Consider the following 22,815-nt stretch of genomic DNA (forward strand, 5'->3'; position numbering starts at 1 on the left):
AACCTAAGCGACGATATCTTTCTCAAGTATCTAGCCGAACCTCGAAATCACTCTTCCCTTTAAACTAATTTATCATTCAAAATATAGTATCTTCAAACTAAGAACCAAACATACGAGCCCAACCGTTGTACACCATTTGAAAAAAAATAATATTCAGTAAAATCTATGGGGATTCAGAAATTTTTGAGAAATTTTTTAAAACCGAAAAGTGCGACTGGATTTGTAGACAAGTTCATAAAAGATAGCTCAAAAAGAAGAGTTCATCTGGAATTAATATATAAAAACGATTTAATACTTCAAGTTGACCCACTAAAATTTGTGCCATCTTGGTTTGAACTTTTCAATGTAAATCAGACCAATTTCAAAAATGGTTTTGTAATATTCCTTGTTCTAGATAGAAAGGGAATTGAGAAAAATGAGAATTACATAAACTATCAAGAATCTGGCATTGAAATGATGGAATTGGACGAAATGCACGGAGAAACACCTATTAGGACTTTTGCCAAATTCGTAAAATGGACAAATGACCCTGTTTTATTGGGTAAGGAAATGAGAGTAATTCTTGAGGGAGTATTTAAATCGTCAATAATGGAGGAGCAAGCGATTTTCAATTTGAGGTACATAAAAAAAGGATTTGAAAACTTCTGAACGGAATAAAAACGGTTTACAACACAACCTAAACGTAATGCGGACTTTAGGGCTTAATCGAAAGGTCTGTGTATATTCATGAAGTCGCTAAATCTTATGGATTTAGCTTTGGACAAGAAAAAATAAAACTAAACAATAAGCTTTAGCTTCGTGCGCAGACGGAAACGAAAAGTTTCCTTGCCTCCGCACTACGCTTAGCTAAAACGTTGTGCAACATAATGAGACAAACTTTTAGCATCATATTAATCTTAGTGACTAGCATATCATTTTCGCAAGAATATTATGATGCGGATATGACTCGTGAAAAGCCAAAACTTAAAAATTATTATCTCGAAACATTAAGGCTAATTGACTCGACTGGAGGAAAACCATATATTTCATTAATTCAGGTTTTTGACAAAAAAGGAAAACATAAAATCGATTATGAATTTGACAGAGATGGAGACACAATTGCGAAAATCACAACCACATATCCAGATAAGTTAACAGAAATAGAAATTCATAGTTACAAAACAGAAAAAAGTGATACTGCAATTTTCAAATACAACAAACGGAATCAACAAACGATTGAAATTTGGAAATGGGGAGAAGACAAATCAATTGATACAACTAAGTTTTTTTACGACAAAAAAAATAGATTAATTGCGAATTTTGACATTTATGATTTTGGGACAAATCAAGATTCATTGTTTTATGAAAATAATAGAATTATAAAATCTATCTCTTATGATTCTGGAAAGACAGATTCTATTTCTTATCAATATAAAAATGACAAAATAATTGGTGTCGAAAAGTATAATAAGAATGCGGAATTAATTTCAAATTATAAAATTGAAATTGGTAAATACGATAAACCAAAACGGATTGAGAATAAATACAAAAGTTATAACTCAAAAATATTCGATTTTAAAACTATAACAATATTTGAGTATCATAATAAGCGACAAATCAAGTCTAAAATAGTGACAAAATATAAGAATGAAGAACTTGAAAAAAGTACTGAGTTTTACTTTTCAAAGTATGGTTTTTTAGAAAAAAGTAAGGTAATTGATAGCGAAGGAAAAATAACAAGTGAGCATAAAATTACGTTGCACAACAATGTATATAAAAAATAGCGCAAGTCATTGCTAACAATAAGTTTGGGCATTTTTAGAAAGTCGCCAAATTTTTAATTTGGCTTTTTAAAAGAGAAAAAATTAAAAACAAAATATAAAAATTCGGCTCTGTGTTTATCCGAAAAGAAATCGCCTATTTTCTGCGCAACTTTTCATATACGGAGCCGTTGTGGTTAATGTAAGAAAAACGAACTGAATTGATATTTGGAACACTGAAATACGAAAAATATGCGGACAAAATTTGTCAAAAGCTGACTGAATTTCAAAACGAATTCAGAGCCGAATATGACCTTGACAACTATGCAAATTGGTTCTATAATCAATCCAGCGAAACATTAAGACTTTATTCAGACGATAAAGAAATTTATTTCAAATACATACCTGTTGGAACTTTTTCTCAAAAGACAAATACTTGGATGTGGGCTTGGGCAAATGAACATTCTTTTGAACCGAGAAAATTCAAGACTTTAAAAATTAAGGAATTTGGAGAAAAGAAGAAATATGAAAAACTGACCAACGCTCATTTTGAAGGAGATAAATACACTGGCTGGGAATTGACTTCTATTGCTTTCGACATAATTGGCGGAATTGGAACTTATCGAGTAATTTCTGACCAATTAGAAAAATACTTTCTTCTCACAGACCAAATATCGAAAGAAGAAGTTGAGAAAATAGAAAGCGAATTAATTGACTGTGGAATTCACGGAAAATTGCGAAAGGCATTTATATGTCGACATTTGAATAATCAAACCAAAACAGGATTTGAAGAAGCATTTGAGACATATCGTGGAATGGAATTAGACGAGGAAGACGATTTTCAAGCTTGGTGCTCTGAATGCGAAAAAGAACGACTTAAAACAGACGGTTGGAATGACGAATCAATGGAATTTGCAAACATTAAATTGGTTTGCGAAAACTGTTATTTTGAGATAAAGGAATTTAATTTAAACGAATAAAAACACTAACCACAACAATGGCTATAAGTAATTGCTTGTTCTCGCCTACTTCTGAAAATCCTCGCGGATTTTCAGTTTGGTGTGTACTTGCACAGCTAAGTGCTAACCCGCGCAACTACTCATAGGTACTGTGTCAAAAAACAAGTTTTTTCTTTAATAATTTAGGAAACAGATTGATTTATCAAGTTGTTATCCCGCGCAGCAAGGGCTTCATGCTTTTGCTGCTTTTTTATTTCAAATTCAGCATCATAGAACCGTTCGTTCTTCCACAAGGTGTACATCAATATCAATAATTTTCTCTGTACCGCTACAAGTGCCACCAAAGGCTTTGCTTTGTTTGGCTTTAGTCTGTTATAGAATTGTTTTAATGTCGGGTTACAGCGTACACAGGTCATCGAGGGCATATGCAGTACGCCCCTGATATGGCTGTTGCCTTTTTTGCTGATCCTGGTCTTTCCCTTGAAGTTACCCGATTCCCTCAGTACCACGTCATAACCGGCGTAGCTGGCCAACTGCTTGGCGTTGACTATCGATTCAAAACCTAAGGTTTCCCCGATTACCGTAGCCGCGGATACAAACGATACACCAGGTATGCTCGTCAAATATTCAAGTTTCCTTTTCAATTCTTCGTTGTCGGCTATCAATGAGCGCATCTCTTCTTCGACAGCCGCTATCTGGGCGTTAAGAAGCTTTAATCTGGCCTTGTGCCTTTTCAACGCCCTTGCATTGCTATGCACGCTCGATGCGATCGCTCCTTGCCGATTGGTCTCCACGGTCCTATCGTTGAGCAATGAACCGCGTTCCCTGCTCAGCCCTTTTAGCTCCTGCAACTCTTTACTGGGCGGATGCCAAGGACGGATGTTCCTTTCCAGGCCCAGCATACTTAACATTCTACTGTCGAGTGCATCCGTTTTGGAGCGTTGGTCCAAACTCTGCGCATAGCGCTTTACACGGCCGGATTGCATGACACAAACGCTATGGCCATGTTCGTATAAGTAATGCGCTATACCTTGATGATAGACGCCCGTGGCTTCCATCACCACCAACAATTCCACATTGGGATCCACGGATGCCCCCAACCATTTCAAAAGTACCTTATAGCCCTTTATATCATTGGATACATCGGGACGGGACTCGAATTCCTTCACCAGCCTTTCATTTAGAAACCCTAGTGACAATGACAGGTTCGATTTGGAAACATCGATGCCAAGACTCTGTTTTAAACGCTTTTCCATTTCTTCGGTTTTTAAGCTATAATTCTCTTTATCATCCTTGCTCGCACTTGATTCGATCTCTATCAAAAGGACCTAGGTACTGTCCGGATTCCAAGAAAATTATAGAAGGGCGGGATTTCTAAGAAACGATATCACCCTAAAGTGTATCTAGCCGAGACCTCTCTGTCCCTTCTATTTTAGCTGTTGTTCAATATTCAAGCTACTACTTTTATAAAAGTAGTAGCTTGAGAAGATTTGTTAATCTATGAAACGACATCATCGAAAAATGTATCTAGCTCAACCGCTTAATCAATCTCCTTTATTTATATAATTATAGTATCTTCAAACTAAGAACCAAACATACGAGCCGAGACCGTTAGGCACAAGCTAAAAAAAACCGATATATTGAAAAAAGAAATAGTAATTATTTCAAAAGCCATTGTGGCAACTTTACTATACGTTATTGGAATTGAACTCATAGGTTCTTGGTTTTTAATAGCAGAGACAATTGACTTTAAAAATTATTACGAGTATTATACGTTAATACAAGGAGCTCTACAATTAATCGGAATTCTGATATTTCTGTACTTTGTTAATAATCGAACTTTCAAAACTTTGTTTGAAAAAACTCACCGAAAATGGTGGATTTTAGGAATAATCTTAGGAATTTTATTTGTTTTTATGCAAACACCATTAAACTTGGTTTACAATGTTGTATCCGGAACTGAATATAATATCGCCTACAGATTTGATGGATTTTCCAAACTGAATAATATCAATCTAATTTCGGTTTTTTTCTTAATCCCAATTGGGGAGGAGTTATTTTTTAGAGGTTACATTCAGAATAATTTACAACAAAACACGCATACTATTATTGCGATTTTATTAGCTTCTTTAATGTTTGCTTCGATTCATTCACCTTATATGAATCTGATTCTAGAATCGTCCAAACAAGATTGGAATTTATTTTATTTGACATTTTTTGGTGGACAAATCTCTGGAATATTGTATTTTAAATCCAAATCAATTGTGCCGTCAATTCTGTTTCATATATTTTGGAACTTAATGATAAGTATAGTTTGATTGCGCAGATAGCCTGTGCCTAACAAAGCATATAAGCAATGCGGGAGTTTGTGCTTAATTAAAAGTTCCGGTATATTTGGGAGACCGCCGAATTTTTACAAATTCGACTTATTGCCAAAAAAAAATTAATAATCGAAATTTGTAAAAATCAGCTTGTGCTCAACCGAATGGCAACAGCCATTCTGCCCCGCACTGCTCATATACAGGAACGTTAGTATCAATTAAATATCTAGCTGCACAGCTCGAAATGAAAGAATACTTTAAAAAAATTGCTATCCTCTCCGTTGTCTGGACTTTTGCAGGCATCTTCTGGGTAATGGCACGCCAATTTGGGCAAGAATTGGTTGACGAACCGCCCGCGAAGAGCCTCTTAGCGCATGCTTCATTCTTCTTATCATTAGGAGTTATAGCAGGTATTACCTTTGTATTTGTAGGAGAGTTTCTAACCAAAAAACTTAAAACCATCAAATCATTTGGTGTCTCAATTTTTGCAAACTCACTTATCTACTTATTGACTTTCTTTATACTGAATGTTATTGGGGCTGTCCTTTTCATGCTGCCACAAGTAAATCAGATTAAATGGAACATAATATTCAATTATCTCTTTTCAAAAGAAGGCGCATTATTGCTTTTTTATCTTTTCTTTATTCTTTTACTAATTGATTTCATTCAACAAATGGATAAAAAATTTGGACCTGGAAATCTAGTGAGAATGCTTAAGGGGGAGTTCTATAAACCAAAGGAAGTAGAAAGAATAGTGATGTTTCTTGACCTTAAGTCATCAACTGCAATTGCTGAAAAGATTGGAAATATCAAGTTTAGCCAATTACTTCAAGATTGTTTTCAGGATTTAAGCATTGTAAGAGAGTATAGTGCCGAAATATACCAATATGTAGGTGATGAGGTGGTCTTAATATGGGAAAAACCAAAGGGATTAAAGGACTTAAATTGTCTAAGTTTCTACTTTGCATTTAGTAAGGTATTAAGAAAGAAATCCGATTACTATAGAAGGGAATACGGTATTCTCCCTAAATTTAAATGTGGCTGTCATGTAGGAAAAGTAATTATGACCGAAATCGGACAAATTAAGAGAGAGATTGCTTATCATGGAGATGTTATGAATACAGCATCAAGAATTCAGGATCAATGCACCAAATATCAAAAAGAGTTTCTACTATCTGAAGATTTATTTAAACTTCTTCCTTCTACTACTTCTTCTTATCACTTTAAAATGTTGGATCAAGTTTCTTTGAGAGGAAGGACAAGTGATGTTAGAATATATGGCATTGAGAGTAGCGGAAATTTAAAAGAAAACTGATACTAACAATGTGTAAAATGCATTAAAAACGCATTCTACACTAAACGTTGTGTGTCATTTGAGAACAATATTCAGAATTTATCACAATAAATCAAATCAATTAATTAAGCTTAATTTTTTACTTGAATTCATAAGTTTTACTAATTGGTAACTATTACCCATTTTTTTAAACTTTCTTCAGTTTCAGATGAAAGCTCCAAGGTTAACGAACGAAACATATAGATACCAGCGACACCGCTTGTGTCTCCTGCAGCAAGACAAAGGTTAGTATTTGCCTCTGGATTAAATTCTCCACTATTTTCGTCGTAAATGAACTTTTGATCAGATGAGTCTGTATTACTTTCAACAAGGTTTAAGCTCATACCTTCTGCAGGACCCCCAACCATTTCTATACAAAAACCTGTAAACTCTACTGAGCAGATTTGAAGAGTCTCTTCATTATAAATAAATTGTACATCACCACCATTAGGCTTACAAGAATGTGTATGGAGATTTTCACTAAAGCCATTACCCTGAGTATCTATGCACCATCCTAATTGATCCTGTTCATCCAAATTATCTGCAAGATGAATCAGAGGTGAAGGACTTTGGATAATGGGAGTATTCAATTCCGTTTCTTCGATTACATCTGTAGTACTATCTTCATCATCTGAGCCGCAGCTGAATAAAAAAGCAAAAATTAGTAGAACGAATAAGTATAATTCTTTTGTAGGATAAGATTTTACTTTTTTTACATACTCTTTATTTTTTTTCATATCATCTACTTTAGTTACTTGATAGTAACTAAGACTTTTTTTTGACTAAAAGGTTTAATCAACAATTAAAATAAAAAAAAATATACATGAATTGAAGAACAAAAACTACACACAACAACTTGTATAATTCATTGCTAGTTATAGCCTACTTACGAAAGTCCATGCGGACTTTTTATCTGTTATTTATTTGCTAACTTTAATGCTTAAACACGCAACGAAATCATACACAAGACCGTTAGCGTTAATGAGAGAAAAAACATCTGTAATCTTGAATTTTAATACGTTTATCCTTGATTTGAAAACTTTCTAAATATGTATGCCCCATAAATTTGTAAAAAAACAAATATTATGTGTAAACAGAAAGTTTGGTTCATTACAGGAGCGTCTAAAGGGATGGGACTTGAAATCACAAAAGCAGTTTTGCGTAATGGCGATAAAGTCATTGCAACTTCTCGAAATACGGACACGCTTATAGGAAAAATTGAAGAAAACGAAGGAAATTTGCTCCCCATAAAATTGGACATCACCAATGAAAAAGAGGTTAAAAAAGCTATTATAAAAGGCATAGATGAACTTGGACATATAGATGTTGTGGTCAATAATGCAGGGTATAATCTGTTAGGTAACATCGAAGAATTAAGTGATGCCGAGTTTAGAAAAACAATGGATGTTAATGTTTTTGCAATGACCCATATCATCAGAAATGTATTGCCACACCTACGCAATCAAAAGTCGGGGCATATTATTAATATCGCATCTATGATGGGTTATATGAGTTATCCCGCTAACGGAAGCTATAGCGCCTCAAAATATGCGGTTATAGGTTTATCAGAAGCGCTCGCACAAGAAATCGCGCCTTTTGGCATAAAAGTAACTATCCTTACTCCAGGAACGTTTCGTACAAATTTTATGAATGAGGACAGTCTGAATGTTGCGAAAAATAAAATTGACGCCTATAACTTAGATAAACAGGTAGCACAGTTTACAGGGTTTGATGGCAAGCAATTAGGAAATCCTGAAAAATTAGCAGCCGTAGTACGTAAACTTGCAGAAATGCCGAATCCTCCCTTGCATCTACCCTTAGGTTCTGATAGTTACAATGCTATTTTGGAAATTCGCAAAAACGAAAAGGAAGAAATGGAACAATGGATAGCTTTATCTTTATCTACTGATTTTGAACAAGAATAGTGTGAAAAAAGCTGCTCCATATAAAATTGAGTCCATATCTGAACTTCATAAATTGTTCAATTTGCCAAAACCAATTCATCCTTTAATAAGCGTGATTAATTTTGAGCATTTGAAATTCGATTCCAATAAAATTTGGAGCAGTTTTTATTATGACTTCTATTGTGCAGCTATTAAAAAAGAGGCTTCAGGCAAATTTCGGTACGGACAAGGTCATTATGATTTTGATGAAGGCGTAATGAGTTTTACCAAACCAGGTCAAATCTTTTCTGTCGCAAATCCTGCAGATGACCCTGTGTCAGGATATATGATGGTTTTTAAACTTGACTTAATACGGCATTATGAATTGGGCATACATATTGGTAATTATGGTTTCTTCTCCTATACCACCGCAGAAGCGCTTCATCTTTCTGAAAAAGAAGACCATATCATTATGTCACTGATGCATCAAATGCAGGATGAACTAAAAAATAATATTGACTATTACAGTCAAGATTTAATAGTGTCGCATATTGACTTGCTACTGAATTATGCAAAGCGTTTTCACAACAGGCAGTTTTTGACACGAAGTTCTGTGAATAATGATATTGTCATAAAAATGGAAGAATTAATGGATGTGTATTTAAAAAGTGATGCTACACTGTCGGGCGTTCCAACGGTCAACTATTTTGCAAAAAAACTCAATTTCTCTCCCAATTATTTGAGTGATTTATTGAAAAATGCTACTGGCAAAAATGCGCAAACCCATATTCAAGAATCCATAGTTGAAAGAGCAAAAGAACTACTTTCCACAACTAATCTTAGCATAAAGGAAATCGCTTATGATTTGGGTTTTGAATACCCTCAATCATTCAGTACTATGTTTAAAAAAAACACACAACAATCACCCTTGCAATTCAGGGCATCATTTAATTGAAAAAATTTCTACTGCTTGTAATGAATTTATAAAAACAGGGGGTTTAGTTCTTAAATGAAGGAAAAAGAATAGACCTTACATTAACCTACAAGAATCATATATTTGGCTACAAACACTCTTCTGTTTCTGCGGAATTTTGTTGAGCAATTTTGCAATACACATGAAAACAGAAAAGATGAAAATTACATTAGCAGGCTCATTAGGTCACATAGGTAGACCGCTAACGCAGGAGTTGGTACAAAAAGGACATTCCGTAACGGTGATAAGCAGCAATGCCGAAAGGCAAAAAAACATTGAGGCTATGGAAGCCACAGCGGCTATTGGCGCTATAGAAGATATTGATTTTATTACTACAGCATTTAGAGGTGCTGATGCTGTATTTTGTATGGTACCACCGGCAAATTATTTTGACCACAACCTTGATTTGCTTGCCTATTATAAAAACCTAGGGAATAACTACGCACAAGCCATAACGCAAAGCGGAGTGAAAAAAGTTGTTAACTTAAGTAGCATTGGAGCTCATATGAAAGAAGGTAACGGCATACTTCAAGGCACATTTTATGTGGAAAGCATACTCAATGCATTACCTTCTGATGTTGCTATTACCCACATTCGTCCTACCGAATTTTATTATAATTTGCTACCGCAGGTGCATTCCGCAAAAGAAAATGGTTTTATAGCATCTAATATCAGAGGTGAAGTAGTAAATGCTTGGGTATCACCCACGGATATTGCTAGTGTTATTGCCGAAGAGATCACCTCACCACTTGCTGGGCACAAAGTAAGGTATGTGGTAAGTGATGAACTTACTTATAATGCATTGGCAAAAATCTTAGGTGAAGCGATAGGAAATTCAGATTTGAAATGGGTTACCTTAGCGGATGAACAGCTAACTGAGGATCTAAAAGCTGCCGGTATGCAACCAGCTATTGCAGAGAATATGACAGAAATGTATACAGCTATAAACAGTGGTTTGCTGTACGAACATTACAACCAACATAAACCCAAAAAAATAGGCACTGTAAAAATGAAAGATTTTGCTCAAGATTTTGCTGAAGCGTATAATCAACTGTAGCCAGAGATTATGAAAAATACACTGCCTTACCATTTCAAAACAATTAGCGAATATCATCGATTCCGAGGTTTACCTAAACCAGAACACCCATTGATGAGTGTTATAAATTTGGATAACATAAGGAATCTTCCAACTGATGGGCAAAGCAGTTGGATATTTGATTTTTACTCTATTGCATTAAAAAGAAATATTGATGCTACGGTAAAATACAAATATGGGCAACAAACCTACGATTTTGATGAAGGCATTATGTTTTTCATTGCTCCCAAACAGGTTTTTTCAGTTGAAACGCAGGGAGATTATAAACTTTCGGGGTGGATGCTGCTCATTCATCCCGATTTTTTATGGCAGAGTCCATTGAGAAAAACCATTAAACAATATGACTTCTTTAGTTATTCGGCCAATGAAGCGTTACACCTTTCAGATAAAGAGGAGACCACAATTATCAGTATTTTTCAAAGTATAAAACAGGAATATACTTCTAATATTGATAAGTTTAGCCAACCCCTCATCATTTCCCAAATAGAAGTGTTACTCAACTATTCAGACAGATTTTATCACCGTCAATTTATTACCAGAAAAATATTTAACCATACGGTATTAAATCGTTTGGAAGAAATACTTAAAGAATATTTCAATCAGGACAGTTTGGTAGAAAGTGGACTACCTACAGTTCAAAGTATTGCTAAAGAACTAAATGTATCGCCCAACTATCTTAGTGGTTTGCTAAAAACCTTGACGGGACAAAGCACACAACAACATATTCACGAAAAATTGATTGAGAAAGCAAAAGAAAAGTTATCAAATACCAATTTGTCAGTAAGTGAAATTGCGTATACTTTGGGCTTTGAACACTCACAGTCGTTCAGTAAGTTATTCAAAACAAAGACAAGCTTTTCGCCATTGGAATATAGACGCTCATTTAACTGAAATAAATCGTTTTTACCAAATGGTAAATGACCTAAAACAGCAATAGCTTACTTTTCAGTATTGAAAGAATTTATAGAAAACATATTACAATATGGTAATTTGAATGAACAGCAAATTGACCTGATAACAAGCAAAGGAACGGAAATTAAACTTAGCAAAAACGACTACCTCGCAGAAGCGGGCAAAGTTTTAAGACAAGTGGGCTTTTCTTGGTTGCCGTACATTGCTTTAAATAGATATCCAAAAACCGGAACAACTGTAAACATTCGCTCTGAATATCCGTCAAGGCATTTTAAATAGGTACCTCGTTGACCAGTGCATATTCACATATAGCCTTGGCATCGCTCTTGTCCGTTTTTACCTTGGTCCGTCTAATTTATATGAACCGCTTTATGGATAATGGGTTTACTCCTGAAACCAGTACTTCATTTTTGTAAAGAAACTGTGCAAGCCTGTAATGATAATAACCGATAGCTTCCATAACGACCAATGAACATTTGGGCAGTTCCTTAAGGAATTTCTTAAATCCAGTTTCATCGCTCTTATACTGGTCGTGACCTTTGTTACTACCATGAACATCAATGACATCTTTACTAATGTATACTCTGAAAGTTTCTTTATATTTATACATAAGATGTATTTTATGAAAGAACCAGTTACTTTGACACAAAATAACTTGAAAAGACAACCCACAAAAAAAGTATTTTAGACACTAATTAAAATCCACACAATAACATAGTTAAAGAGAATGATATTTTGAGATTTATTCTTTTTACAAAGTGTAGTATCCTAATACATTTTAAGTAGAATAAATTTTAATTAAACTATTTTAATATTTTTAAGCATAGATTTTGAAAAAATTCGTTTTTGAAAATAAAAAGTATGGATTTGAATTACTTATGGATTTACATAAATTCGAGAATAATCCAAATATTTACTTTCACCCTACTATTCATGAAACTAATTTTTTTGAAATTTTATTTTTTGAAAATGCCAATGGAAGGATTGAATTAAATGGGCAACTCTTGGAAGTACAGGAATACAGCCTTTTTTTTATCTCGCCTTTTCAAAAAAAAAGTTGCATGATTGACCACAATTCAGTCAAAGGTTTTCATCTTGTTTTTCAAAATGATTTTCTATCCGACTTTTTTGATGATAAATTATTCATTTATAGATTGCAATACTTCTACAATTCTCAATATCCACAATTTTTAAAACTAAAAAAAGAAGAATATACGATTATCAAATTTGGCTTAAATGAAATAATTGAAGAGATAAAAAATTATCAGAATGATAGTATTCATATAATACGCTCACTTCTTTATTTTTCATTGGCAAAACTCAATAGACTATATTCTAGTTTTAACAATATTTCTCCTAAAACACAATCAAATTCCACCATATATAAATTTAAAGAACAGCTTGAAATGAACATACGCGAACATCATTCTGTTCAATATTACTGTAACCTACTAAAAGTCACACGACAACAACTTAACATTCTGGTAAAAGAACATACCAACAATACAACAAAGGAAATTATCAATAATAGACTACTTATTGAAATAAAAACAGAACTTAGATATACGGACAAAACGATAAACGAGATAGCAAGCACTTTAAACTTCAGCGAGCCCAATAATCTAACAAGATTTTTTATAAAAATGGAAGGAATTTCACCTACAAAATTTTTAAATAGTTTCCAAAATGATATAATTAAATAAAAAAATGATATGATATATCAATTTATATCTCCAGATATTTGGAAAAAAAAGTCATGATAAGATTCATATTTTCAATTTTTACATTATTGAGCTTTCAATCAACAATTGCACAAAATCTAGAGACAAAAATAAACATGGTCCCTTCAAATTGGAATTATTCGAAAGAAGCAACTTTTGAAAAATTTGACAATAGGGAGACAGTACTATTAAATAACGGAAGAATCACAGTCAAAAACCACAAATTTGAGAATGGGATAATTGAGGTAGATGTATTAGCTAATGGAAACCGAAGTTTTGCCGGTATTACTTTTAGAAAACAAAATGAAAATATGGAAGAGGTATATATGAGGCTTCATAAGTCCAATCAAGTTGATGCAATCCAATACACCCCTATTTTCAACAATGAATCAAACTGGCAGCTCTACAAAGAATATCAGGGGCTAGTCTCGTTTAAAAATATTGGTTGGAATAATTTGCGCATTGAAGTAAAAAACAAAGTTGCAGATGTCTTTGTTAATGGCAAAAAAATATTGACAATAAACGAGTTAAAAACTAATCAAGATAGAGGAGAAATTGGACTATTCGCCTTGTTTTCAAATAGGTTTTCAAATTTTAAAATTACTACAACGAACTTATTGGAACAAAAAATAGTCGATAACGATATTTCTACGAATTCTTCAATTATTAACAAATGGCTTGTTACAAAATCAAAACTTTATAACGAAGAAAAATTTAATTACAAGAGCTTGTATAATGAAGATTATGTTGAAATAAAAACCGAAAGATCTGGTCTTTTACCAATTTCAAAACATATAAAAAAATCCTCATCTGGTAATTTTGAACAGAATAAAGAAGAATATGTAATTACTCAGAAAAATATCCATGTTGATTCTGACCAAATAAAATTATTTTCTTTCGATTATAGCGATAAAATAATTGTTTATTTAAATGGTTCGCCAATTTTCAAAGGAAATAATGCATTTAGATCTAAAGGTTTACAATATCAAGGTCATATTGATCTAAATTCCAATAAGCTTTATTTAAACTTAAAGAAAGGAAACAACACATTGCATTGTATTATTATTGACAAGGCGAATGGGTGGGGACTAATTGGTAAATTGGACTAAATCATATATAACTACTAAAATATTGAGAAGTTGTCACTAACTAATAAGCTTCAACTTACAACGAATTAAATTTGCTGTTTAATATGAAAGACGAGTTAAAACCTTTTATTATCCATATCCAAAAAAACATACTACTTTCAAAAAAGGAAATACTTTTACTGACAACAAAAATCAAAGTTCGAAATTATTTAAAAGGTCAATACATTCTGCAACAAGGAGATCCTTGTAAGTATCTTAATTTCGTAATATCTGGCACTACAAAAACCTACCATATTGACAATGATGGCAATGAACGTATTTTTAGATTTGCGATCGAAAATTGGTGGGCCACGGACCTTCCTAGTTTTATAAACAATAATACTTCCAATACAAATATCCAATGCTTAAAAGATACAAAAGTTGCACAAATATCTCTAGAAAATTTAGATACGCTATTTAAAGAAGTATCAGGTTTAGAACATTTTTTCCGTGTCCTTTTTCAAAAAGTTTCTATAACATTGGAAAAACGTATTATTAACAGCCTAAGTTATTCTGCAAAGGAAAAGTATCTTTTATTTAGAGAAGAGTATCCAGAGTTTGAGCAAAGAATACCACAGTATATGATTGCATCTTACCTTGGTATCTCTAAACAGTACTTAAGTGAAATCAGAAATCAATTAATTTTTGAAAAATAAATTGTTCAACTATCTGAACATTTTATTTTCAGATAGCTGAATGTATAGCTTTCCATTACTTCCAATCTTTGTGTAATCATTAAAACACACAAAAAAATAAAATGGAATCAAATTCACAAATTAAATTCGATGTTCCCGCAAGAGAACAAATGTCAAAAAACAACCTACCAGTATACGATGCTATTGTAGATGGCGTAGGTTTTATGCCCAATCTTTTTGCCACTTTAGGAATGTCTGATAATGGGCTAAATAGATACATTACCTTACAAAATGGCAGTTCTACCTTAACCAATAAAGAAAAAGAAGCTATCAATTTAGTAGTTAGTGAAATAAATGATTGTAACTACTGTAGGGCCGCACATACTACAATTGGTAAAATGAATGGGTTTACAGAAGCCGAAGCTTTAGAAATTAGAAGCGGAAAAGCTTCTTTTAATAAAAAATTGAATGCCTTAATAAAATTAAGTCAAGACATAGTACAAACGCGAGGAAAGATAAATGCAAAATATTTGGAAATATTCTTTAATGAAGGATATGACAAAGGACAATTGATTGATGTAATTATACAAGTTGGAGAAAAAACAATCACTAATTATTTACACAACATTACTCAAATTCCAATAGATTTTCCGGAAGCACCTCAATTATAATTTCAACAAAACATATAACATATTATGGCTAATTCAATTTTATCCTTAGACTTTACAAAATCCAATTCCCCAACAAAAACCATTTTATGGTCGGGGTTAGTAGCTGGAGTATTAGATGCAATAGCAGGGGTTATTGTCTATTTTATCTTCTTTGGTTTTAATCCCATACAAGTATTACAATTTATTGGTGCTGGAATACATGGGCCAGAAGCTATTGGCGGAGGCTTTTTAATGATATTAGCAGGAGCTTTCTATCATTTTTTAATCGCCTATGTAGTGGCTATTATTTATTTTTTTCTTTTTCCCAAAATTAAAGTATTAAGAACAAACATTGTTTTTATGGGCTTAATTTATGGTTTGGGCATTTGGTTGATAATGAATTTAATAGTACTACCACAATCAAATATCCCAAAAGCGCCTTTTGATATCAATTTAGCTATTATAGGTATTGTTTGGCATATGGTCTTGGTAGGTTTACCTATTGCTATTATTACTTCCAAATATTACTCAAAAGAAGATGAAGTAGTAAAATAAAATCTTTCAAAGATTTAAAATAGACAATATGCCTTATGATGCCATAAGGCATATTACTAAAATACACTCAAAATTAAAATTACTTATAAAATGTGTTAGGACACAAGTAATATGTATTAAAATAGTTTGCATCAAAGCCTCAACTTTGTTTAAAATTAAAAAGATGCATAAAAAAGTATTATTAACAGGTGTAACAGGGTTTTTAGGTTCACATACTACTATTCAATTATTAAATAAAGGATATGAAGTTATAGGAACTTTAAGAGATGTAAAAAGAAGCGAAACTATAAAAGCTATTATAGCAAAACATACCAAAAACATAAATCACTTAAGCTTTTATGAAATAAACCTTTCCGATTCTACTGATAAATGGAAAGTTGCTATGAAGGGTGTCGATTACATAGTTCATATTGCTTCTCCTTTCCCTACTGTTTTACCAAAACATGAAAACGATATTATTCTTCCTGCAAAAAACGGAACATTAAATATTTTAAAAGCCGCTACCGCTAGCGGAGTTAAAAGAGTGGTAGTTACATCTTCAACAGGTTCTGTTGTTTACGGTGAACGTAAAAATGGAACTTTTACGGAAAAAGATTGGACGAACGTTTCCAATAAAAAAGATACAACTCCATATTTTAGAAGTAAAACTATAGCAGAAAAATCAGCTTGGGATTATGTAAAAAATAACAAAAATGCTCCTGAATTGGTAACCATACTCCCAGGGGCTATATTAGGACCTATTCTTGACAAGAGTGATTATGGCACATCCGCGAATCTTATTAAAAAATTAATGGATGGAAGTATGCCAGCAATGCCAAGAATAGGTTTTGAAATGGTAGATGTTAGAGCAGTTGCAGATGCCCATATTAAGGCTTTAGAAAGCCCAAATGCATCAGGAAATCGTTACTTATGCACCAGCGGATATATGGAGTTTAAGGGGTTAGCAAAAATATTAAAAAAAGAATTTCCAAACTCCAAAATACCCTCTAAAACATTACCAAACTTTATGGTAAAGTTATTTAGTACATTTGATAAAGAAACCAAACCTATTTTAAACGATTTAGGTACCAAACGACTAGTTGACAATTCTAAAATTAAGAAAGAATTGAATTGGAGCCCCATTTCTTTAACTGAATCGATAAAAACTACGGCTCAAAGTTTAATTGATTTAAACATCATATAAGCTATTGAAAAAAACAGTTCATATACCATCTATCTCTTCACTACATCAATTAGTGGGTTTAGACCCCCCCAAACATCCATTGTTTAGTATTCAACGATTAGAGGACTTAAAGGGTATTAGTTGCCCTGAAAAAATTACCTATGATTTTTACACCATTGGTTTTAAAAAGAACTTAAATGGTTATGTAAAGTATGGCAGAACCAATTATGATTTTCAAGAAGGCGTTCTAGGGTTTACAGCTCCTTTGCAACTTATGGAGTTCAGTAATGATTTACTTGAAAATGCCAGAGGATGGATTATATTTTTTCATGAAGAACTGTGGAATAGCGCTAATCAACAAAATAGGATTGACCAATATGGGTTTTTTGAATATCAAATAAATGAGGGCTTACATTTATCAAGAACAGAAGAAGAATCTATTGAAAATATTTTAATTAACATTGAAAAGGAATATGAGTTACCTATAGATAAATACAGTAAAAATGTAGTATTATCTAATCTAGAATTACTATTTACATATTCCTTTAGATATTATGCAAGACAATTTACCATTAGAAATGACATAGATAACTCCATATATTCAAACTTTAAAGTGGAACTCCATTCCTTTTTTAACGCCAAAAAGAATGATTTTTTACCTTCGGTAGATTTTTTTGCAAAAAAATTAAATATTTCAGCAAATTACCTGAGTGATTCGCTAAAAAATACGACAGGAAAATCTGCTATTGAACATATCCATAGTTACATTGTTGAATCTGCTAAAAATGATTTAATGACCTCTGATAAATCTATTTCAGAAATAGCTTTTGAGCTTGGTTTTGAATACCCTCATTATTTTAGTCGATTATTTAAAAAGAAAACTGGTGTTACCCCTAGTGATTATCGAGTTAAATCTTAATGTTATAAAAATCTGCATAAAAAATTCACAGTCCACTTTTTTCACGGTCTAAACTAACATAACCAAAATTCATTGGTTACTTAAAAAAATGTAAAATGGACGTAATGAAGAATCACGATGTACAAAGCATCAATTTACTAACCTCAACAGAAGAAGCATTTGATTATATTGCAAATCCTGCCAATTTAGAAAAATGGACAGGTGCTTTTAAACAAGCAAATGATACATCTGCTTTATTAGTAACTCCAAATGGAGAACTAAAAATTGGTTTAGAAACTAAAACAAATAAAGAACTAGGAACCATAGACTGGTATATGAAAATGCCAGATGGTAGTATAGGAGTTGCATACTCAAGAGTTACTGCCGGACCTGATGGCAAAGCAATTTATTCTTTTACTTTAATAGCTCCACCAGTTCCTTTGGAACAAATTGAAGGAACGTTAAATGCGCAAATAGGGCAGTTAAAAGAAGAATTGCTTAGTTTACAGACTATTTTGGCAGAATAATTTTGTAAAAGGTTAGGGCTTGTTCCTAGCCTTTTTTTATTAACTTAATTAGTAATATGGAAGACTTACTTATTAAATCATGCTTAGAAGGAAACAGAAAAAGCATTGAAAAACTCATAAAATCCATAGATGGTTTAGTCTATAATTTAGCGCTACGCTTTTTATGGACTAAAGAAGATGCTGAGGATGCTACACAAGAAATTTTGCTAAAAGTAATGACCAATCTAAGTAAGTTTCATGGAAAAAGTAAATTTAATACCTGGGTGTATCGTTTAGCCACAAATTATTTAATTAATCAAAAAAAGAGCACTTTTGAAAAAAGACCTATAACGTTTAGTCAGTTTTCAGAAGATTTAAACACCATAACAGAACCTACTAGCTATGATTTACCTGACAGAGATCTGTTAGAAAAAGAGATGAAAACAGGCTGTACTTTGGCTATGTTACAATGTTTAAATAGAGACTTAAGAATTGTCTTTATACTTGGTAGTGTTTTAAAAATAAAAAGCAAAGTAGCTTGTGAAATTATTGATATAACTCCTGAAAATTTTAGAAAAAAATTACAAAAAGCAAGAAAATTGATAGAAGGTTTTATGAATTCTAATTGTGGAGTTTACAATCCTAAAAATACTTGTAGGTGTAATAAGAAAATAAATACCGCTTTAGCCTGTAAAAGAATTGTAAAGAAGGATTTGAGTTTTGTTTCTGATGTCACTATATATAATGATGAAATGGAAGAAATAAACTCTATGACTGGAATATATCAAAATCACGGAGAGTTTGAAAATAAAACCGATTTTCAAAATGAATTAATAAAACTGGTAATGAATAAAAGAATTATTGATGGTATACAAAATATTTAACCCTTACTTCTCACATACATATAGTTTTAAAACTTGCTAAAGCATAGCAAGTTTTTTGTCATATATATTTAGCTCTTAATATTCAAAAATTTACTGATAAAAATAAAGAGTATAAAAATTCACACTTCACCTATTTTCCTGTCTAATTCTATATAGAGGAAATAAATCTTCTATATTAAATAAATAATCATGAAAAAATTAGGTGTTCTATTAGTATTGTTAACCTTTGGGGTTATTTCAGCTGGAAATAGTCAAACGATAAAAAAATTCAACAAAGAGCAAAACAAAGTGTTAAAAGCAGTCCAAAGTATGACAACAGCTTTTGAAAACAAAGACATAAATAAAGTTATGGCTAGTTATGAATCTAAAGCCGTTGTGGTATTTGAACCAGAAACACCAATCTCCGACAACACGATCATGAGAGAAATGTTTACGGGAATGTCTATGGCAAATCCAGTTTTTACCTATAGCGGTCATGAAGTATTTATTGCAGGAGACATTGCTACTCATATTGCACCTTGGGAAATGATTGGTAAAGCTCCAGATGGTAGTGAGATTAAACAAAGTGGACTTTCCGTTGCTATCTTAAGAAGACAGGAAAATGGAGAATGGTTAATGGTTATAGATAACCCTCACGGACAATTTTTAATGAACAAAGAATAATATTATAAGAAATTATAGCTGAATAAAGCGGCATAATAATGTTTAATATTAGCCAATGAATTTAAATTCATTGGCTTTTTTAATATCTATAACATTTGTTGTCTTGCATAAATTTCATGCAGTACATACAACTATTTCATACTATCGCATAACTACAAATCGTCTTGGTCAAGCATGAAAAATTTTTATTTATAATTCTTTAATTTGATTATATTCATAGGATAAAGCAGCTAAAAACTGATGGATTACTTCAATATTTTAAATAATATTAAACGTTACGTTTTATTAAGTCCAAATGAAGAAAAAGAGTTTATCTCTATTCTAAAAACTACAAAAATTAAACGTAAACAATTTATAGACCAACCAAATCAAATTTCTCAATATAGAAATTATATTTTAAAAGGTTCATTTCGTTCTTATTTTATAGATAGCCAAGGAAAAGAGCATACTGTACAAATTGCTATTGAGGATTGGTTTGTTAGTGATTTCTACAGCTATATTACACAAACACCTGCTACGCTTTATGTCGAAGCATTGGAAGATTCTATCATATTACAAATGACATATAAGGACATAGAAGGGCTTTGTAAAAAAATTCATGGATTGAGTGAATTTTTTAGAGTTACAACGGAAAAAGCATTTGCCTTTTCCCGAAAAAGAGCTTTATCTAATTTAAGCATGACTGCAGAAGAACGCTATTTAGAATTCAACAATCGTTATCCTACCATAGTAAAAAGAGTACCTCAATATGCCCTGGCTTCCTATTTAGGTATGTCTGCCGAGTTTTTAAGTAAAATAAAAAAACGTATTGCCTTAAAATCTTGAACTAGTTCATTTTTTAGCAAATGGGTTTCATAGACTTTTGTAAAGTAATATTTAAAAACTTTATAAAATGAGAAAATTATTTTCGGCGCTATTAATCATTTGCGCTTTATTTATGAACCAAAATGCAAAAGCACAAACTATGGAAAAAAATGTAATTATTATTGAATTAACGCAAACAGAAGGGCAATTTGAAACACAAAATTTAGAACTTACTGCAGGAAAATACCAATTTAGAGTCGTTAACAAAGATGTTGACAGAGACCTAGGATTAGCTATCCAGAAAAAAGAAGATAAAGGGGAAGATTTAATGAAAACTGCTTTACCTAGCGCTTTTACTTCCGCATATGTAAAAAAAGGAAAGGCGGAGTATTCAGGAGTAGTTGAGCTAAAAAAAGGTAAGTATGTATATTTTTGCCCTCTAAACCCAACACCTTATTACAACTTAACCGTAAAATAGTTTTATGAAATATTGGTTTATAACAGGTATTTCTAGCGGATTGGGTAGAGCTATTGCTCAATCCGTTATAGAAAAAGGTGATTTCGTAATTGGTACTTTTAGAAATCAAATTCAAGTAGAAGAATTTAACGTTCAATATAAAAATAAAGCCTTTGCTGTTTTATTGGACGTAACAAATGAAGAGCATATAGAATCTTGTATCTCAAAAGTTATCTCTGAATTTGGTAGAATTGATGTTTTAGTAAACAATGCTGGAATTGGATTTGTTGGTGCTATCGAAGAAACTTCCTTACAAGAAGTAAAAGAAATTTTTGATGCCAATTTTTTTGGAACTCTAAAGGTTACACAAACTGTTTTACCTTTTATGAGAAAAGAAAAAAGGGGGAATATTATTCAAATCTCATCTCACGGAGGCATTAAAGCCTTTGCAGGGTTTGGAATTTATAATGCCAGTAAATTTGCCGTTGAAGGATTCAGCGAGGCATTAGCTCAAGAGGTAGCTCCTTTAGGAATAAAAGTTTCATTGGTTGAGCCAGGACCTTTCCGAACAAAATTTGCGGGAAATGGACTAGGGCAAGCTCAAAATATAATTGCTGACTATACTGAAACTGCTGGGCTTTTTAGAACAAAATTAAAAAGTGTTGATGGCAAACAAGAAGGTGATCCTATTAAAGCCGCTGAAGCAATTATAAATTTAGTATATTCAGAAAACCCTTCACTTCGATTACCTTTAGGTAAAGTTGCCTTAATGACTATTGGTATGAAGTTAGAAAGTGTTAAATCAGATTTAGAAACTAATAGAGATATTGCAAAAAATACTGTTTTCCCTTAACATTCTTTAAATTGTATAAGAAAAATAGTGGTTTGTATAATACAAATTACTATTTTTTTATATTGAACAATTGAGCTAACTTTCTTTGAAAATTGATGCGTTAATATTTAAAATGAAAGAAAAAATTCATAAATACTTCAATCGTTATGTTGAATTCAATAGAGATGAAATAAATGAATTTTGCTCTAAAATAAAAATAAAAACATTTGACAAAAAAGAATACATTCTTAAAGAAGGTCAAATATGTAATAATAGATATTTTATTTTGGAAGGTTTAGTTCGCTCCTTCTATACCGATTATAAAGGCAATGAAAAAATAATTCAATTCGCACTTGAAAATTGGTGGATAACAGATACCGATAGTTTTATAAATCAAATACCTTCATTTTCATCCATACAGACCTTGGAAAAGACAACAGTTTTAATTTTAAATAAGAAAGATTTAGAAACTCTCTATTTTTCAAATACAAAACTTGAAAGATTATTTAGAATGATATCTGAAAAGACGTTGATTGCAATTCAACGGAAAGCCAATTTCTACCTACAAATGAATAGTAAGGATAGATATAATCTCTTCACTACTCAATTTCCAATTTTTGCACAACGAGTGCCTCAATATATGATTGCCTCATACCTTGAAATCACACCTGAATATTTAAGTGAAATAAGAAGTAAATAAATTTA

The 22,815-nt window shown here is 32.1% G+C and carries 27 protein-coding genes; 24 read left to right on the forward strand and 3 right to left on the reverse strand.

The features are described 5' to 3' along the window. Nucleotides 1-165: 165 nt before the first annotated feature. The 3 genes from VBZ51_RS05105 to VBZ51_RS05115 all read left to right on the forward strand — a co-directional run bounded on the left by VBZ51_RS05105 (nt 166) and on the right by VBZ51_RS05115 (nt 2,719). Entirely contained in the window at nt 166-648 is a 483-nt protein-coding gene (locus VBZ51_RS05105) for a hypothetical protein (RefSeq protein WP_089260720.1), read from the forward strand. A gap of 218 nt (nt 649-866) precedes the next feature. Beyond that, a complete protein-coding gene (locus tag VBZ51_RS05110; protein WP_416576263.1) occupies nt 867-1,763 on the forward strand; it encodes a hypothetical protein in 897 nt (298 codons plus the stop codon). A 197-nt stretch (nt 1,764-1,960) separates the two neighbouring features. Beyond that, nucleotides 1,961-2,719: a DUF6882 domain-containing protein gene (locus VBZ51_RS05115; RefSeq protein ID WP_416576264.1), complete on the forward strand. Its 759-nt coding sequence runs from the start codon at nt 1,961-1,963 to the stop codon at nt 2,717-2,719. Between the two features lie 161 nt (nt 2,720-2,880). On the opposite strand, the gene VBZ51_RS05120 is transcribed toward VBZ51_RS05115, so the two are convergent. Further along, entirely contained in the window at nt 2,881-4,020 is a 1,140-nt protein-coding gene (locus VBZ51_RS05120) for an IS110 family transposase (protein WP_416576265.1), read from the reverse strand. Nucleotides 4,021-4,338: 318 nt separating this feature from the next. Between VBZ51_RS05120 and VBZ51_RS05125 the strand changes: the two genes are divergently transcribed. Together VBZ51_RS05125 and VBZ51_RS05130 are read left to right on the forward strand one after the other, a co-directional pair. Continuing rightward, entirely contained in the window at nt 4,339-5,016 is a 678-nt protein-coding gene (locus tag VBZ51_RS05125; protein ID WP_416576266.1) for a CPBP family intramembrane glutamic endopeptidase, read from the forward strand. A 247-nt stretch (nt 5,017-5,263) separates the two neighbouring features. After that, nucleotides 5,264-6,334 carry an adenylate/guanylate cyclase domain-containing protein gene (locus VBZ51_RS05130; protein ID WP_416576267.1) on the forward strand — a complete coding sequence of 357 codons (1,071 nt, stop codon included), beginning with the start codon at nt 5,264-5,266 and terminating at the stop codon, nt 6,332-6,334. 140 nt (nt 6,335-6,474) lie between these two features. On the opposite strand, the gene VBZ51_RS05135 is transcribed toward VBZ51_RS05130, so the two are convergent. Then, entirely contained in the window at nt 6,475-7,089 is a 615-nt protein-coding gene (locus VBZ51_RS05135) for a ricin-type beta-trefoil lectin domain protein (protein ID WP_416576268.1), read from the reverse strand. A gap of 348 nt (nt 7,090-7,437) precedes the next feature. Between VBZ51_RS05135 and VBZ51_RS05140 the strand changes: the two genes are divergently transcribed. From VBZ51_RS05140 to VBZ51_RS05160, 5 genes are all read left to right on the forward strand, one after another. Beyond that, complete coding sequence (locus VBZ51_RS05140) at nt 7,438-8,277, forward strand: SDR family NAD(P)-dependent oxidoreductase (RefSeq protein ID WP_416576269.1); 840 nt, start codon at nt 7,438-7,440, stop codon at nt 8,275-8,277. Then, nucleotides 8,264-9,190 (forward strand): helix-turn-helix domain-containing protein, encoded by a 927-nt coding sequence (locus VBZ51_RS05145; protein WP_416576270.1) that lies wholly within the window; start codon nt 8,264-8,266, stop codon nt 9,188-9,190. The genes VBZ51_RS05140 and VBZ51_RS05145 overlap by 14 nt, the downstream gene beginning before the upstream one ends. A 175-nt stretch (nt 9,191-9,365) precedes the next feature. Further along, nucleotides 9,366-10,265 (forward strand): NAD(P)H-binding protein, encoded by a 900-nt coding sequence (locus VBZ51_RS05150; protein WP_416576271.1) that lies wholly within the window; start codon nt 9,366-9,368, stop codon nt 10,263-10,265. Nucleotides 10,266-10,274: 9 nt separating this feature from the next. Beyond that, nucleotides 10,275-11,195 carry a helix-turn-helix domain-containing protein gene (locus VBZ51_RS05155; RefSeq protein WP_416576272.1) on the forward strand — a complete coding sequence of 307 codons (921 nt, stop codon included), beginning with the start codon at nt 10,275-10,277 and terminating at the stop codon, nt 11,193-11,195. Nucleotides 11,196-11,255: 60 nt separating this feature from the next. Further along, on the forward strand, nt 11,256-11,495 hold the full coding sequence (locus VBZ51_RS05160; RefSeq protein ID WP_416576273.1) for a hypothetical protein: 240 nt from the start codon (nt 11,256-11,258) through the stop codon (nt 11,493-11,495). Between the two features lie 76 nt (nt 11,496-11,571). Here VBZ51_RS05160 and VBZ51_RS05165 read toward each other — a convergent pair whose 3' ends face one another. Beyond that, nucleotides 11,572-11,826, reverse strand: coding sequence for a hypothetical protein (locus VBZ51_RS05165; protein ID WP_416576274.1), 255 nt, complete (start codon nt 11,824-11,826; stop codon nt 11,572-11,574). 220 nt (nt 11,827-12,046) lie between these two features. Between VBZ51_RS05165 and VBZ51_RS05170 the strand changes: the two genes are divergently transcribed. From VBZ51_RS05170 to VBZ51_RS05235, 14 genes are all read left to right on the forward strand, one after another. Then, the gene (locus tag VBZ51_RS05170) at nt 12,047-12,919 is read left to right on the forward strand and encodes a helix-turn-helix domain-containing protein (RefSeq protein ID WP_416576275.1); all 873 of its coding nucleotides are present in this window, start codon (nt 12,047-12,049) and stop codon (nt 12,917-12,919) included. A gap of 38 nt (nt 12,920-12,957) precedes the next feature. Then, a complete protein-coding gene (locus tag VBZ51_RS05175; protein WP_416576276.1) occupies nt 12,958-14,046 on the forward strand; it encodes a family 16 glycoside hydrolase in 1,089 nt (362 codons plus the stop codon). A gap of 83 nt (nt 14,047-14,129) precedes the next feature. Further along, nucleotides 14,130-14,720 carry a Crp/Fnr family transcriptional regulator gene (locus VBZ51_RS05180; protein WP_416576277.1) on the forward strand — a complete coding sequence of 197 codons (591 nt, stop codon included), beginning with the start codon at nt 14,130-14,132 and terminating at the stop codon, nt 14,718-14,720. Nucleotides 14,721-14,821: 101 nt separating this feature from the next. Continuing rightward, the gene (locus VBZ51_RS05185) at nt 14,822-15,370 is read left to right on the forward strand and encodes a carboxymuconolactone decarboxylase family protein (protein ID WP_416576278.1); all 549 of its coding nucleotides are present in this window, start codon (nt 14,822-14,824) and stop codon (nt 15,368-15,370) included. Nucleotides 15,371-15,394: 24 nt separating this feature from the next. After that, a complete protein-coding gene (locus VBZ51_RS05190; RefSeq protein ID WP_416576279.1) occupies nt 15,395-15,904 on the forward strand; it encodes a DUF1440 domain-containing protein in 510 nt (169 codons plus the stop codon). A 163-nt stretch (nt 15,905-16,067) separates the two neighbouring features. Continuing rightward, nucleotides 16,068-17,087 (forward strand): SDR family oxidoreductase, encoded by a 1,020-nt coding sequence (locus VBZ51_RS05195; RefSeq protein ID WP_416576280.1) that lies wholly within the window; start codon nt 16,068-16,070, stop codon nt 17,085-17,087. Nucleotides 17,088-17,091: 4 nt separating this feature from the next. Beyond that, nucleotides 17,092-17,985: a helix-turn-helix domain-containing protein gene (locus tag VBZ51_RS05200; RefSeq protein ID WP_416576281.1), complete on the forward strand. Its 894-nt coding sequence runs from the start codon at nt 17,092-17,094 to the stop codon at nt 17,983-17,985. A 104-nt stretch (nt 17,986-18,089) separates the two neighbouring features. Further along, nucleotides 18,090-18,491 carry a hypothetical protein gene (locus tag VBZ51_RS05205; protein WP_416576282.1) on the forward strand — a complete coding sequence of 134 codons (402 nt, stop codon included), beginning with the start codon at nt 18,090-18,092 and terminating at the stop codon, nt 18,489-18,491. A 56-nt stretch (nt 18,492-18,547) separates the two neighbouring features. Next, nucleotides 18,548-19,354, forward strand: a complete 807-nt coding sequence (locus VBZ51_RS05210) for an RNA polymerase sigma factor (protein ID WP_416576283.1) — start codon at nt 18,548-18,550, stop codon at nt 19,352-19,354. A 189-nt stretch (nt 19,355-19,543) separates the two neighbouring features. Then, nucleotides 19,544-20,017 carry a YybH family protein gene (locus VBZ51_RS05215; RefSeq protein ID WP_416576284.1) on the forward strand — a complete coding sequence of 158 codons (474 nt, stop codon included), beginning with the start codon at nt 19,544-19,546 and terminating at the stop codon, nt 20,015-20,017. A 240-nt stretch (nt 20,018-20,257) separates the two neighbouring features. Next, on the forward strand, nt 20,258-20,842 hold the full coding sequence (locus tag VBZ51_RS05220; RefSeq protein ID WP_289042475.1) for a Crp/Fnr family transcriptional regulator: 585 nt from the start codon (nt 20,258-20,260) through the stop codon (nt 20,840-20,842). A 67-nt stretch (nt 20,843-20,909) separates the two neighbouring features. Continuing rightward, the gene (locus VBZ51_RS05225) at nt 20,910-21,299 is read left to right on the forward strand and encodes a hypothetical protein (RefSeq protein WP_416576285.1); all 390 of its coding nucleotides are present in this window, start codon (nt 20,910-20,912) and stop codon (nt 21,297-21,299) included. Nucleotides 21,300-21,303: 4 nt separating this feature from the next. Next, nucleotides 21,304-22,131, forward strand: a complete 828-nt coding sequence (locus VBZ51_RS05230; protein ID WP_416576286.1) for an oxidoreductase — start codon at nt 21,304-21,306, stop codon at nt 22,129-22,131. 112 nt (nt 22,132-22,243) lie between these two features. Continuing rightward, on the forward strand, nt 22,244-22,810 hold the full coding sequence (locus VBZ51_RS05235; RefSeq protein ID WP_416576287.1) for a Crp/Fnr family transcriptional regulator: 567 nt from the start codon (nt 22,244-22,246) through the stop codon (nt 22,808-22,810). The last annotated feature ends 5 nt before the right edge of the window (nt 22,811-22,815 follow it).

The sequence above is a fragment of the Maribacter sp. HS genome, from assembly GCF_048059195.1.
Lineage (GTDB): Bacteria > Bacteroidota > Bacteroidia > Flavobacteriales > Flavobacteriaceae > Maribacter > Maribacter dokdonensis.

Excerpts from the sequence above, each read along its gene's own strand:
- VBZ51_RS05105 (WP_089260720.1), top strand. The coding sequence starts at position 166 with ATGGGGATTCAGAAATTTTTGAGAAATTTTTTAAAACCGAAAAGTGCG.
- VBZ51_RS05110 (WP_416576263.1), top strand. The coding sequence starts at position 867 with ATGAGACAAACTTTTAGCATCATATTAATCTTAGTGACTAGCATATCA.
- VBZ51_RS05130 (WP_416576267.1), top strand. The coding sequence starts at position 5,264 with ATGAAAGAATACTTTAAAAAAATTGCTATCCTCTCCGTTGTCTGGACT.
- VBZ51_RS05135 (WP_416576268.1), bottom strand. The coding sequence starts at position 7,089 with ATGAAAAAAAATAAAGAGTATGTAAAAAAAGTAAAATCTTATCCTACA.
- VBZ51_RS05140 (WP_416576269.1), top strand. The coding sequence starts at position 7,438 with ATGTGTAAACAGAAAGTTTGGTTCATTACAGGAGCGTCTAAAGGGATG.
- VBZ51_RS05150 (WP_416576271.1), top strand. The coding sequence starts at position 9,366 with ATGAAAATTACATTAGCAGGCTCATTAGGTCACATAGGTAGACCGCTA.
- VBZ51_RS05155 (WP_416576272.1), top strand. The coding sequence starts at position 10,275 with ATGAAAAATACACTGCCTTACCATTTCAAAACAATTAGCGAATATCAT.
- VBZ51_RS05165 (WP_416576274.1), bottom strand. The coding sequence starts at position 11,826 with ATGTATAAATATAAAGAAACTTTCAGAGTATACATTAGTAAAGATGTC.
- VBZ51_RS05180 (WP_416576277.1), top strand. The coding sequence starts at position 14,130 with ATGAAAGACGAGTTAAAACCTTTTATTATCCATATCCAAAAAAACATA.
- VBZ51_RS05185 (WP_416576278.1), top strand. The coding sequence starts at position 14,822 with ATGGAATCAAATTCACAAATTAAATTCGATGTTCCCGCAAGAGAACAA.
- VBZ51_RS05190 (WP_416576279.1), top strand. The coding sequence starts at position 15,395 with ATGGCTAATTCAATTTTATCCTTAGACTTTACAAAATCCAATTCCCCA.
- VBZ51_RS05195 (WP_416576280.1), top strand. The coding sequence starts at position 16,068 with ATGCATAAAAAAGTATTATTAACAGGTGTAACAGGGTTTTTAGGTTCA.
- VBZ51_RS05205 (WP_416576282.1), top strand. The coding sequence starts at position 18,090 with ATGAAGAATCACGATGTACAAAGCATCAATTTACTAACCTCAACAGAA.
- VBZ51_RS05210 (WP_416576283.1), top strand. The coding sequence starts at position 18,548 with ATGGAAGACTTACTTATTAAATCATGCTTAGAAGGAAACAGAAAAAGC.
- VBZ51_RS05215 (WP_416576284.1), top strand. The coding sequence starts at position 19,544 with ATGAAAAAATTAGGTGTTCTATTAGTATTGTTAACCTTTGGGGTTATT.
- VBZ51_RS05220 (WP_289042475.1), top strand. The coding sequence starts at position 20,258 with ATGGATTACTTCAATATTTTAAATAATATTAAACGTTACGTTTTATTA.
- VBZ51_RS05225 (WP_416576285.1), top strand. The coding sequence starts at position 20,910 with ATGAGAAAATTATTTTCGGCGCTATTAATCATTTGCGCTTTATTTATG.
- VBZ51_RS05230 (WP_416576286.1), top strand. The coding sequence starts at position 21,304 with ATGAAATATTGGTTTATAACAGGTATTTCTAGCGGATTGGGTAGAGCT.
- VBZ51_RS05235 (WP_416576287.1), top strand. The coding sequence starts at position 22,244 with ATGAAAGAAAAAATTCATAAATACTTCAATCGTTATGTTGAATTCAAT.